This window comes from Gilliamella sp. Occ3-1 (genome assembly GCF_001690655.1).
Lineage (GTDB): Bacteria > Pseudomonadota > Gammaproteobacteria > Enterobacterales > Orbaceae > Gilliamella > Gilliamella apicola_P.
Window position 1 is genome coordinate 17,510 of the sequence record NZ_LZHQ01000034.1, and the last position, 13,013, is coordinate 30,522.

General features: G+C 32.4%; 11 protein-coding genes. 6 read left to right on the forward strand and 5 right to left on the reverse strand.

Translation table 11 applies throughout. From position 1 onward, the window contains the following. Positions 1–238: 238 nt before the first annotated feature. The 6 genes from pcnB (at position 239) to sppA (ending at position 8,872) form a co-directional block, all read left to right on the forward strand. Positions 239–1,573, forward strand: coding sequence for a polynucleotide adenylyltransferase PcnB (gene pcnB / locus A9G43_RS09800; RefSeq protein ID WP_081298126.1), 1,335 nt, complete (start codon positions 239–241; stop codon positions 1,571–1,573). 66 nt (positions 1,574–1,639) lie between these two features. Next, on the forward strand, positions 1,640–4,003 hold the full coding sequence (gene lptD / locus A9G43_RS09805) for an LPS assembly protein LptD (RefSeq protein ID WP_065608638.1): 2,364 nt from the start codon (positions 1,640–1,642) through the stop codon (positions 4,001–4,003). A gap of 79 nt (positions 4,004–4,082) precedes the next feature. After that, positions 4,083–5,396 (forward strand): peptidylprolyl isomerase SurA, encoded by a 1,314-nt coding sequence (gene surA / locus A9G43_RS09810; RefSeq protein WP_065608639.1) that lies wholly within the window; start codon positions 4,083–4,085, stop codon positions 5,394–5,396. Continuing rightward, on the forward strand, positions 5,389–6,186 hold the full coding sequence (gene rsmA, locus A9G43_RS09815) for a 16S rRNA (adenine(1518)-N(6)/adenine(1519)-N(6))-dimethyltransferase RsmA (RefSeq protein ID WP_065608640.1): 798 nt from the start codon (positions 5,389–5,391) through the stop codon (positions 6,184–6,186). The genes surA and rsmA overlap by 8 nt, the downstream gene beginning before the upstream one ends. Positions 6,187–6,190: 4 nt before the next feature. Then, positions 6,191–7,009 carry a bis(5'-nucleosyl)-tetraphosphatase (symmetrical) ApaH gene (gene apaH / locus A9G43_RS09820; RefSeq protein ID WP_065608641.1) on the forward strand — a complete coding sequence of 273 codons (819 nt, stop codon included), beginning with the start codon at positions 6,191–6,193 and terminating at the stop codon, positions 7,007–7,009. A 30-nt stretch (positions 7,010–7,039) separates the two neighbouring features. Continuing rightward, on the forward strand, positions 7,040–8,872 hold the full coding sequence (gene sppA / locus A9G43_RS09825) for a signal peptide peptidase SppA (protein WP_065608642.1): 1,833 nt from the start codon (positions 7,040–7,042) through the stop codon (positions 8,870–8,872). 66 nt (positions 8,873–8,938) lie between these two features. Here the strand turns inward: sppA and A9G43_RS09830 are convergent, their stop codons facing one another. From A9G43_RS09830 to moaC, 5 genes are all read right to left on the reverse strand, one after another. Then, on the reverse strand, positions 8,939–10,777 hold the full coding sequence (locus A9G43_RS09830; protein WP_065608643.1) for a sulfatase-like hydrolase/transferase: 1,839 nt from the start codon (positions 10,775–10,777) through the stop codon (positions 8,939–8,941). Between the two features lie 169 nt (positions 10,778–10,946). Then, entirely contained in the window at positions 10,947–11,645 is a 699-nt protein-coding gene (locus A9G43_RS09835) for a Bax inhibitor-1/YccA family protein (RefSeq protein ID WP_065608644.1), read from the reverse strand. Positions 11,646–11,705: 60 nt separating this feature from the next. Continuing rightward, positions 11,706–12,149, reverse strand: a complete 444-nt coding sequence (gene moaE / locus A9G43_RS09840; RefSeq protein WP_065608645.1) for a molybdopterin synthase catalytic subunit MoaE — start codon at positions 12,147–12,149, stop codon at positions 11,706–11,708. A gap of 4 nt (positions 12,150–12,153) precedes the next feature. Continuing rightward, a complete protein-coding gene (moaD, locus tag A9G43_RS09845) occupies positions 12,154–12,399 on the reverse strand; it encodes a molybdopterin synthase sulfur carrier subunit (RefSeq protein ID WP_065560773.1) in 246 nt (81 codons plus the stop codon). 11 nt (positions 12,400–12,410) lie between these two features. Then, positions 12,411–12,896, reverse strand: a complete 486-nt coding sequence (moaC, locus tag A9G43_RS09850) for a cyclic pyranopterin monophosphate synthase MoaC (protein WP_065608646.1) — start codon at positions 12,894–12,896, stop codon at positions 12,411–12,413. Positions 12,897–13,013: the final 117 nt, after the last annotated feature.

The following is a 13,013-nucleotide window of genomic DNA, read 5'->3' on the forward strand; positions in this document are numbered from 1 at the left end:
ACTAACCACAGCAAAACAAAGTTTATTGCTTTTTATTAGATTTTATCAATATTACTATATAAAGCACTATTGTTGATAATTATGTTTAAAAAATCAAATAGAATATTTAAATTATCTATAAAAATACAATTTTATTGAGTAAAAATCACCAATTCCAAGAAACATGGAAACTTATTAGTAATTACGATATAATTGCCCGCTATATTGTATTAAGCCAAAAACCTTTTTGAGGTGTACTATTTTTAAACAAGTCTCACGCTTTTATCGAAAGTTTTTTCATAATGAAGAACAACAAAAAGTCGGTTATGTGTCTATTTCGCGTAATGAACATAATATATCTCGTAATGAGATTAGTGAAAACGCGTTAAAAGTCCTTTATCGATTAAATAGACAAGGGTACGAAGCCTATTTAGTAGGCGGGTGTATCAGAGATCTTACCTTGGGTAAAACACCAAAGGACTTTGATATCACAACTAATGCTACACCAGAACAAATTCAGAAAATTTTCCGTAACTGTCGCTTAATAGGAAAACGGTTTCGTCTTGCTCATATTATGTTTGGCAAAGAAATTATTGAAGTAGCTACTTTCCGTGGCGAGCACGACTCTCAAGAAAGACAAACCAATATTTCTAAACGATCCCAGTCAGGAATGCTATTACGTGATAATGTCTACGGAACTATTGAGCAAGATGCTATCCGTCGGGATTTCACTATGAATGCACTTTACTATAATGTAAATGACTTTACATTACGTGATTATTGCGGAGGATTGGAAGATTTACAAAAAGGAATTATTCGATTAATTGGCGATCCGCAAACACGTTATAGGGAAGATCCTGTTAGAATGCTAAGGACAGTCCGTTTTGCAGCAAAGCTGAACATGAAAATTGAGCCAGCTACTGCTAAACCAATTAAACAGCTTGCATCATTATTAAGAAACGTACCATCAGCACGACTTTTTGATGAGTCACTTAAACTATTACAAACTGGAAATGGTTACAAAACTTACAAGTTACTAAGAGAATATTGTCTTTTCAAACAACTATTTCCTGTTATTGAGCATCTGTTTGCTAACAATTCAAATAGCTACTTAGAAAAAATCATCGAACAAGTTTTAAAAAATACTGATTATCGTATTGCTAACAATAAACGGGTTAATCCCGCATTTTTATTTGCAGCCTTTTTCTGGTATCCAATAATTGAACAAACACAAGCAACATGTATCGAAAGTGGATTACCATTTCATGATTCGTTCTCAATGGCAATTAACGAAGTGCTAAGTGAACAATGTAAAAGTATTGCCATACCTAGACGCTTAACCACCATAATGGGAGATATATGGCGTTTACAATTACGTATGAAAAAACGGAGTGGTAAACGTGCGTTTGCCATTTTAGAACACCCTAAGTTTAGAGCTGCTTATGACCTTTTAGAAATGCGAGCCTCAATCGAAAAAGGAGAACTCTTGCAATTAGCTAGATGGTGGAATGAGTTTCAAAACACTTCACTCGAAAAAAGAATGGTGATGGTAAAACGGCTTAATAAAATAAATAAACGCACAGTGAAACGTTAATTTTTAATTCGCACTTTTATAAATAACCGCTATAATGTTGCAATCATAATAACTTTATAACCATTAATGAAAAAATTAACGCCTTCTCTTATTGCTATAGCCGTTACTCTTTCTTTGTATGATAGCTCTAGTTATGCTATAAATTTACCTAAAGTTGTAAGCGATAATCCTCAATGCCTTATTGACGTTCCGAAGTTTGATCGTCCTTTAGTTAATGGAGATATAAATACCTTACCTGTAAATGCTGAAGCAAACCAATTTGAAGCAATCAATCCAAATATCGCCATATATAAAGGTGAAGTATTATTAGAACAAGGCAACCGAACAGTTCAAGCAGATAAGGTAACAATTGACACTCAAGATAATAATAATCGAACCGTAACATTAGAGGGTGATATTATTTATCAAGATAATTTAATAAAAATGGAAGGCGATAATGCATCAATGAATCTAAATAACAATGATGCAAATATGAGCCCAAGTAAGTACTATCTTGTCAATAGACTTGGTCACGGTATAGCAGATAAAATACAACTTAGAAAGAATAGATATGTGATTTTAAAAAAAGGTAGCTTTACTTCATGTCCTACTAATGACAGTACATGGGACATTAAGGGAACAACGGTTATTCATGACAACGAAGAACAATTAGTAGAAGTTTGGAATGCTATATTCAGTATTGGCAAAGTACCTGTTCTATACTCACCTTATTTACAATTACCAACTGGTGATAAACGCCGTTCAGGATTGCTTATACCCAATTTAAGCTATGATAGTATTGATGGCATTGATTTTTCAATACCAATTTATTGGAATATTGCGCCAAATTATGATGCAACTTTTGTTCCAAGAGTTCTGCAAAATCGAGGTGTACAATTCCAAACAGAATTTCGCTATTTAAATGAAATAGGCTTGGGTACACTTGCATTTGATTGGCTACAGCATGATAGCAAATATAATAATGACAAAGATAGCCATTTTAATGGCAACAATTATGGCAATAATCGCCACCGCTGGTTATTTCATTGGAAAAATGATGAATTAATTAACTCTAATTGGCGTTTTTATGCGGATACAACTCGAGTCAGTGACAATCAGTATCTCACTAATCTAAATTCTAAATATGCATCCCAAACTGCAGGGTATTTAACACAGTCTTATAAAATAGCTTATAATAATGAGAATTGGGATATTACATTGGGATATAAGCATTTCCAGCCATTTCATTCTGAAGTGAAAGATTCACTTTATCAAACTGAACCACAATTAGATATAAACTATTATAATTATGATTTTGGTCCACTTAAATTTAAAACATTTTCGCAAATATCTCATTTCTTAAGTTCAGGAAAAAATAATCCTAAAGCCTGGCGAACCCATATTGAACCAACTGTTGATTATACAGTAACAAATACATGGGCTACATTAACAACCTCTGGTGGCTTTATGGCAACACGCTATAATCAAAATAATATTAAAAGAAATATTTATAAATATAAATATTTAGAAAAGAACGTAAATCGTTTTTTACCTAAATTTAGTATTGACGGTAAAGTTATTTTTGAGCGTGAGATACCTTTTAGTGATGGTTATGCACAAACTTTAGAACCACGAATAAAATACATCTATATTCCATACCGAAATCAATCGAATATTGGGGCTTATGATTCTACTATATTGCAATCAGATTATATTGGATTATTTAGAGATCAACCGTATAGCGGTTTAGATAGAATAGCTTCAACAAATAAAGTATCAACTGGCGTAACAACTCGGTTTTATGATAAGAAAAAAGTTGAAAAATTTAACTTATCAATTGGTCAAATTACTTATTTTACTAAATCAAAAACGAGTGAACATAATAACGGTTTAGATGAAAACTCTGATACAGGCAGTATTACTTGGGCAACAGATAATTTTTGGCGACTAAATGATGATATGATATTTAGAAGCGGTGTTCAATATGATACTCGAATTGATACAATTTCATTAGCCAATGCAATATTTGAGTTCCGACCAACTAATGATAAGTTAACACAATTATCTTATCGCTATGCAAATCGTAATTATATTGATACAGTTGATAAAAATTCTTTTTATAAAGGTTATAAACAAGATATTTCTCAAGTAGGAATAATGACTGCTTGGCCATTATCACAAACAGTCAGTGCTGTTGGTTCATATTATTATGATGTTAAATTAGGGCAATCCGTAGATGGTTTTGTAGGATTGCATTACAGTGATTGTTGTTGGGGTACCTCGGTACAATATGGTAGAAAACTAACGGATTGGGACAATATTTCTAAAAAAAGTAAGTATGAAAATAAGTTATCCATCAACTTCGAATTAAAAGGATTAAGTAACAATCGAGATACCAGAGCTAAAATGCTCAATTTTGGAAAGCTACCATATAACACAACATTTGAATAAAATATTTTCAGTAAAAATAGATTACCAATAAATTAATTGCAAACTGTCTATACTGAAAAACAAAGTGAGTTAAGTTAATATGAAATTATTAAAATTATTTATTACATTAAACCTAAGCATAGCTCTAGGAATTATAACTCCATTATCTGCCAATGCCGTACCTAAAGTTGTAGAACAGGTTGCTGCAGTTGTTAATAACAATGTCATTTTAGAAAGCGATGTTAATGATATGTTAAAAACAATTAAAGCTACTACCGATGCACAAAATCTACCTAATGATAAAGTACTTAGACAACAAATTATTGATCGTTTAATTATTGAAAATCTAATTTTACAGAAAGCAGCTAAAGCTAAAATCTCTGTTAGTGATAACGAGGTTACTGACACTATTGATAGAATCGCAACTGAAAATGGTATGGATATAGATCAACTTAGAAGTAGACTTTCGACAATGGGAATAAGTTATAGTGCTTACCGAGAAAGAATCCACAATGATATGTTAATGGACAAAACGCGGATGCACGAAGTTAGGTCAAGGGTTAAAATTTCAGAAAAGGAAGTTGAAAACTTAGCTAAAAATATTGCTCAACAACCAACCAATAATATTGATGTGAAAATTAGCCATATCTTAATTTCTATTCCAGAAAAAGCATCTAAACAACAAATTGATAATGCTACAAATAAAGCACAAGATATTATTAATCGGATTAGAAAGGGAGAAAGCTTTGCTAAATTAGCCACTTCATATTCAAACGATGATTTTGCATTAAAAGGTGGCAGTATGGGTTGGCATAAACTTAATGAATTACCTACTATCTTTGAAGAACGGTTAGTACGAGCTCCAAAAGGTAGTATTATTGGACCTATCCGTTCTGGGGTTGGTCTGCATATTCTAAAAGTTGATGATACCCGTTCAGAAGCACCGAGAACTGTCACAATTGAAGAGGTAAATGCACGCCATATATTGATTAAAACAAATGTATTAGTCACCGACCAAATCGCAAAACAAAAATTAATTGATATCCGTAAAGCAATCGCCAGTGGAGCCACAACCTTTGAAGCTGCTGCTAAAGCTAACTCTGAAGATACAGGTTCAGCAAGTAAAGGGGGCAACTTAGGTTGGAACCGTCCTGAAATTTATGATAATAGCTTTAGAACTGCTCTGATTCAGTTAAAAAAAGGAGAAATTAGCCAACCAATAAAATCAGCTTACGGTTGGCACTTAATCCAATTAATTGATAAAAGAAAAGCTGATGGAACAAATGCAATGAATAAAGATCAAGCTTATCGACTCATTTTTAATCGTAAATTTTCTGAAGAAGCCCAAGTATGGATTCAAGAAATAAAAGGCGACGCTTATATTAAAATTACAGGTGAAGATAAACATGAATAACCGTGTTCACCAAGGGCATTTTGCCCGTAAAAGATTTGGACAAAATTTTTTACATGATGATTACATTATCGAAAGTATTGTTTCAGCTATACAACCTAAAACAGATCAAGCACTGGTTGAAATTGGTCCTGGACTTGCAGCACTAACGATACCTATCAGTAAACATATTGATCATTTGACAGTTATAGAGATAGACAGGGATCTAGCTAGTAGGTTAATTGAAAATCCATTTTTAAATAATAAACTAACTGTTATTGAACAAGATGCCCTAACCTTTGACTTTAATCAGTTAGCCGATCAACTAGGAAAACCATTAAGAGTGTTTGGTAACTTACCTTATAATATCTCGACACCATTAATGTTTCATTTATTTAAACATGCAAATATCATCACTGACATGCATTTCATGCTACAAAAAGAAGTAGTAACTCGCTTAGTTGCATCGCCTAACAGTAAACATTATGGTAGATTAAGCGTTATGGCTCAATATTATTGTCAAATCATTCCTGTTCTTGAAGTACCACCAGCATCATTTAAACCTGCTCCAAAAGTTGACTCTGCTGTTGTTAAATTAACACCTTATAAAGAAAAGCCTTATCTTGTTAATGATATAAAAATACTTTCTCGCGTAACTAAAGAGGCATTTAACCAACGTCGTAAAACTATCCGTAACAGTTTAAGTAACTTGTTTACTGTTGAACAATTAACTGAATTAAATATTGATCCTAATTTACGTGCCGAAAATTTAACAGTACAACAATACTGCCAACTGGCAAACTCATGGAGTTAACAGGATGGCAAACTTACTTATTGGTGATATTCATGGTTGTTATGATGAGTTTATGCGTTTACTTGAAAAAGCAAAATTCTCATCATCGGATATTTTATGGCTAACAGGAGATCTAGTTGCCAGAGGTCCAAAATCATTAGAAGTTCTAAGATTTGTTAAACATAATGCTAACCAAATTCGATTGGTATTAGGTAATCATGACCTACATTTATTATCAATTTATGCCAATGTTACCCCTTCTAAAAAGAAGGATAATCTTGATGAAATTATTCGTGCACCAGATTTTAGTGAATTAATGGAATGGCTGCGTAGACAGCCATTGGTCCAAATTGACGAATCATTAAAGTTAATTATGACCCACGCTGGTATTTCACCACAATGGGATATCGAAACACTAAAAAAATGTGCTTATGATCTGAATGTTATGCTATCTAGTGATTCCTATATCCTATTCCTTGATAAAATGTATGGCAACTTTCCGGATGAATGGTTTCCTGAACTACAAGGATTAGATAGATTGCGTTATATTGCTAATGCATTAACTCGTATGCGTTTTTGTTATGAAGATGGTCGATTAGATTTTTATTACAAAAAATCACCTGAGCAAGCACCTTCGAAACTTAAACCGTGGTTTTTATTACCAAGCAAAATTCCAAACGAGTATGCAGTCGCCTTTGGCCACTGGGCTGCATTAAATGGAAAAGGTACACCAGATAATGTTTATGCACTTGATACAGGATGCTGTTGGGGTGGAAAATTAACATGCTTAAGATTTGAAGATAAAAAATACTTCAAAAAGAAAAATATTGAAGCAAAAAATTAGATAAACTATCTATGAAAAGGATCATTTATTATGTCTGCTTTACCTGTCATTAAATCAATATGGAAAGTGATTAACTTAATAAGGGAAATATTTCTTAATCTAATATTTCTAATTATTATTATTTTAATCTTTAGCGTCATCGCATTAATCAAAGAAACACAAGAACAAGAACTTGTTCCACAATATGGAACACTGGTATTAGATATTGAAGGGGTGATTGTTGACAACACACTTTACGGTGATGAAATTTATGCTTTACAAAGCAAAATTTATGGTAAAAAAGTAAATACCTCTCGTGAAAATGGTTTATTTGAGCTAACTCAAAAAATAGCTCAAGCAACAGCAGATCCAAAGATTACAAGCATGGTTATTAAATTAGATCATTTTGTTGGCGCTGATATGAGTTCGCTACAATATATTGGTAAATATTTAACCAAATTTAGTAAGGCGAATAAACCAATTTATGCTTATGGTTCCAATTTTAGTCAAAGCCAATATTATTTAGCTAGCTATGCTGATAAAATATATTTAACACCACTTGGTTCAGTTAATGTATACGGGTTAGCAGCTAACAACCTATACTATAAAACCTTACTTGATAATTTAAAAATTAACACTCATGTTTTTAGAGTAGGAACTTATAAGTCAGCCATCGAACCATTTATTCGTGATGATATGTCAGAAGAGGCAAAAAGCAATACAACACGTTGGCTAACACTTATGTGGAACAATTATCTTCAAGACATTTCAACACAACGGAAAAAAGCCGGTACCCAATTGGTTCCAGCGCCAGAAACTATGTTGACCAACTTAAAAGCAGTTAATGGTAATATGACCAAATATGCTATATCTAATGGGTTGATCGATGAAATTGCATCTAATTACCAATTTGAATCTGAGCTTAATAAGCAACATCAAATCAGCATTTATGATTATCAACTTAAGTCAAAAGATACAAATTTAGATGGTGATAACGGAAGCAATAAACCACTAATTGCGGTTGTATTTGTAAATGGCACTATTACCAATGGGGAAAATAGTAGTAATATCGCTGGTAGTCAAGACATTGTTGAACAATTGAGAAATATCCGTATAAATTTAAATAAACATAACACACAAGCAATAGTATTGCGAGTAAATAGCCCAGGAGGGAGTGTGGATGCGTCAGAAGCAATTCGTAGTGAATTAGAAGCATTACGTGATTACCAAATTCCTGTTGTTATCTCCATGGGCGGAATGGCTGCATCTGGTGGATACTGGATATCAACCGCGTCAGATTACATAGTTGCAAGCCCAAATACAATTACCGGTTCTATTGGTATCTTCGGTATTATTCCAACATTCGAAAAATCTTTATCTCATATTGGTGTTTATAGCGATGGTGTAACTACTTCTTCACTAGCAAGTAATAACTTTACGCAAGATCTATCAACCGAAATGAATCAATTAATTCAATTAAATATTGATAATGGCTATCAAACATTTATTTCGTTAGTAGCAAAAGCACGAAATATGACAACCGAACAAGTCGATAAAATTGGACAAGGACAAGTTTGGTTAGGTTCAGAAGCAAGTAAAATTGGACTTGTTGATAAATTAGGTGACTTTGATGATGCCATTGAAACAGCAGCAACATTAGCTAATTTAACTGATTATGAAATTGACTGGCAAAAGCCAAAAGGAAATTGGTTTAGTGCATTTTATTCAGATATGATAGCCATGTTGCCTAAATCAACGGCAGAAATATTTTTTGAACAACTTCCTGCAACAAAACAACTTCAACAGCATGTTTCTTTATGGAATAAGTTTAATGATCCACTAAATCGCTATATTTATTGCTTAAATTGTGCTGATGTTCGTTAATATACTTAGTTCATTTCCGCCACATTTGTGGCAGATAATGTTTCTTTCTTTACGCTTAATGAATAATTAATTATTTATTAAGCTATTTTTTGCTGATTGAGAAAAATAACGCATATGATTCATTGCTTCTTGAATATATTGATAATTTGGCACTTCATCAACTTCACGATTATGTAAATCCATATAATGACTAATACCTAATCGATTAACAAGATAAATATTATCAGATGTTCTCACCGCATAAGAGCTATAATTAGACATCAAAAGCCAGTTACGTTCAGTTATAGAATTAAATAAATCATAACCTGTCGAATAATCACTTATATCATTTTTCACATATAAATAATGTTTCATTAGGGTTGGAACGACATCTTCATGGCTTGTTATTTTTGTACTATTATTTTTCAGGCTCTCTAATTCTTTACCACCAATAATAATAAAAGGCACCTTTGTTTGTGCATCCGTATAATTACCATTATGCCCCCAAAATCCTAATTTATTATCATTCATCTCTTGAGCATGATCACCTGTAATAATCAATATTGTATTATCTAACGAACCTGATTCTAAAAGCTCATCATAAATATTTTGTAGTAAATAATCATCATAATAAACACTTTGCTTGTAACGATTAAACATAGGCAAAGGATCGGTGTCATTACTCAATGTCATATAATTAAGATCCCCAATAGGTTTGAACTTCACATAAAAATCATTAGGAAAATCATAAGCATGAGGAGAATCATAAAATAAAAAAGAAAATGTCGGTCTAGATGTATCTCGTAGTTTATACCATGCAAGCCAATCATCAGTGATTTGTTTATCTCGATTAGATGCCGAACCATCTTTACTACTAATTCTTAAATTTTTAATGGTAACAAAGGCTGTTCGATCAAATTCTGGAGCAGTTACTTTAGCTGACGTAAAAATCCCAATATTATAGTTTTCTTTCTGTAGTGTTGTGATAAAGAGTGAAGGAACACTATTTCGTAAAAATGAATCCCAATAAGTACCTGGAATACCATAAAACAAACCAAAAATACCTGTACGTGTTGCATTACCAGTTGAATAATGGTTATCAAAAATAACCCCATTATTCTGCTTAACAAAACGAAATGTATTAGGCGAAATTTCTTCACTAAACGTATCATATCGCCAAGAATCCAAAACAATAAACATAATATTTTTAGTTTTTTTATTTTCCGGATTAATCACTAAAGGATTTTTGGGGTAATCAACACTAGCATTACTATTATCTTTGTTATACACGACTTTTCGTTGCCCTTTTTCATCAAAAAAATTCATGATTCTTTTTGACGTAAATGGTCGATAAAGTGGAATATATTCTTTCACTACCATAATAGGCGAATAAGCATAATAAAATGCAATCATGTGCACAACATGACTAATTAAAAATGAACTAAAAAGAAATATTGTTGATAATAAAACAATTCTTAAATTTTTATGCAATGAAGTTAATTTGTTATTGAGCAAGTAAAGAATAAAATACTCGGTGCAAAATACAACAACAATAAGCGTAAACATTAAAAAATAGGTAATTATCGAAAAATCGACAACCTGTCCAGACAAAACCATGGATAAGACAGATTGATTTACGTGAAATCGATACTGTTGAAATACAATAGTATCGATATATAATCCAATTTGAATAAAGCTAAATATTGCAGCTAAAATAATATTGCGAATAGCTTGTTTAAACCATAAAAGAGGTATACAAACAACCAAAAGTAATAAATAAGCCGAGAAAAAATGCCCCAATACAGCAAATATTGAAAATGCCACACTCGGCCAATTAAATGATGCCTCAGGGACAAGAAAGAAACGAATTGATAGTATTGATGAAATAAATAGATTAATTAAGGCAAAATAGTATAATTTTTTCATAGTGTTAAGTAAGTTATTAATTCATTATAATAAGAATTTTACTGTATTTTATATTGAAACATAGTCTTTCCTGAAACTTTTTAACAAACTAGCACTAAAAAATACGATTCTAATAAAATTTTAACAAAAAAGGCTCAATTTAGAGCCCTTTTAGTTGAATTAAATGCAATTATCGACGATCTGCAAAAATTCTTAACAACATAATGAATAAGTTAATAAAATCAAGATAAAGGGTTAGTGCACCTAAAATAACAAATCTCCTAAACATATTAGGATCATCCTGCGATAATTGATCGCCTAACTCTTTCAGTTTTTGTGTATCATAAGCTGTTAATCCAGCAAAAACAAATACACCAATATACGTAATAGCCCACATCAACGGCTGGCTTTGCATGAAGATATTAACGAGCGAAGCGATTACAATACCCACTAATCCCATAAATAAAAAGCGTCCAAAACCAGACAAATCACGTTTAGTGGTATACCCATAAAAAGCCAAAGCTGCAAACATTCCAGCAGTAATAAAAAATACACTTGCTATTGATGATGAAGTATAAACAATAAAGTAAATCGAAAATGTGCAACCATTTAAAACCGAATAAAGCATGAATAATGTTGTCGCAACAGATCCAGAGAGACGATTAATCAATCCAGAAATGGCAAAAACTAAAGCAAATTCAGCAATAAGCAATACCCACATACCTTGATATAAAACGTTCAAAAGCTCATAGTTATTGGATGCAAACCAAGCAACCAGAGCTGTTAATAGTAATCCGACGGTCATCCAACCATAAACATGACTCATGTATGTTTGCACGCGATTACTAGATTGTTCAATAATCGAACCATTAGGTGAATAATTTCTCATTAATTACCTCTCGTTAAAAAAGAATGACATAACTTAATATCATTATATACTAAATAAATACTAATACCATTTTCTCAATGCTTCTTTATCTGTTTTTTTAGCTTTTACCCAAGTTTCGCCTTGAGGCGTTCGCTCTTTCTTCCAAAAAGGCGCTTCGTTCTTTAATATATCCATTATGAATTCTGCGGCTGCAAAGGCATCTGAACGGTGTGCACTACTTGTTCCCACAAAGACAATCTTTTCATTTGCGCTAATTTCACCTACTCGATGAATTACCGCAACTCGGCTTAATTGCCACCGATCTCTAGCTTGGGCTATGATATTAGCCAAGACTTTCTCTGTCATTCCTGCATAATGTTCTAAAAATAAACTTATTATTTGTTTTTCATTACTACGAACTTTGCCCATAAAAGAGACAACAGCACCATCTTGTGGTAATTGTGAAAGCCAGTCGTTTAGCTTATTAACATCAATCGGCTGCTCACTAACATTGATAAGATCCATAATGTTATCCACCTGTTACAGGAGGAAAGAAAGCAATTTCATCACCTTCTTTCACAATATAATCAAAATCAACCAAAGTTTGATTTACAGCGCATAAAACAGAGTTTTCCTTAAATGCCAAAAACCATTGTTCACCACGTTCACTTAACTGATCGATAAGATAGGAAACTGAAAGTTGATTAGCATCTAACATAACACTCTCAGTCCCAACTAATTCTCTAATTTGAGCGAAAAAAATAACTTTATTCATCTTTCTATCTATTAAACCTTTTGGGCAATAAAATCACCTGACCTACCACCACTCTTCGTCAACAATCTTACTTGAGAAATCACCATATCTTTTTGAACCGCTTTGCACATATCGTAAATGGTTAAAGCTGCAACGGATGCGGCAACCATTGCTTCCATTTCAACACCTGTTTGCCCATTCAATCGACAAAACGATTGAACTCGGACACAATTTTTTATTTGATCTACTTCTATGTTAATTTCAATTTTACTCAAAAAAAGTGGATGACAAAGCGGAATAAGCTCCCAAGTCTTTTTAGCAGCTTGAATCCCTGCAATTCTTGCTGTTGCAAAAACATCGCCTTTATGATGTTTACCCTCAATAATCATCTTCAGTGTTTCAGCATTCATTAAGACTAATGACTCAGCTCTTGCTTCGCGTGTTGTTATTAGTTTTTCAGACACATCAACCATATAAGCCTCACCACGGTAATTAATATGAGAAAATGACTCACTCATCCTTTAATCCTTACTATTTTATTAATCATCAATTTTTACCAAGATAGCAAATTTTATTAATAGTTACTACTAATCCTTTTTAAGCTATTGATGTAGTAAATCTAGATGAATAAAAAC

Excerpts from the sequence above, each read along its gene's own strand:
- surA (WP_065608639.1), top strand. The coding sequence starts at position 4,083 with ATGAAATTATTAAAATTATTTATTACATTAAACCTAAGCATAGCTCTA.
- A9G43_RS09835 (WP_065608644.1), bottom strand. The coding sequence starts at position 11,645 with ATGAGAAATTATTCACCTAATGGTTCGATTATTGAACAATCTAGTAAT.
- lptD (WP_065608638.1), top strand. The coding sequence starts at position 1,640 with ATGAAAAAATTAACGCCTTCTCTTATTGCTATAGCCGTTACTCTTTCT.
- moaC (WP_065608646.1), bottom strand. The coding sequence starts at position 12,896 with ATGAGTGAGTCATTTTCTCATATTAATTACCGTGGTGAGGCTTATATG.
- moaD (WP_065560773.1), bottom strand. The coding sequence starts at position 12,399 with ATGAATAAAGTTATTTTTTTCGCTCAAATTAGAGAATTAGTTGGGACT.
- rsmA (WP_065608640.1), top strand. The coding sequence starts at position 5,389 with ATGAATAACCGTGTTCACCAAGGGCATTTTGCCCGTAAAAGATTTGGA.
- sppA (WP_065608642.1), top strand. The coding sequence starts at position 7,040 with ATGTCTGCTTTACCTGTCATTAAATCAATATGGAAAGTGATTAACTTA.
- moaE (WP_065608645.1), bottom strand. The coding sequence starts at position 12,149 with ATGGATCTTATCAATGTTAGTGAGCAGCCGATTGATGTTAATAAGCTA.
- A9G43_RS09830 (WP_065608643.1), bottom strand. The coding sequence starts at position 10,777 with ATGAAAAAATTATACTATTTTGCCTTAATTAATCTATTTATTTCATCA.
- apaH (WP_065608641.1), top strand. The coding sequence starts at position 6,191 with ATGGCAAACTTACTTATTGGTGATATTCATGGTTGTTATGATGAGTTT.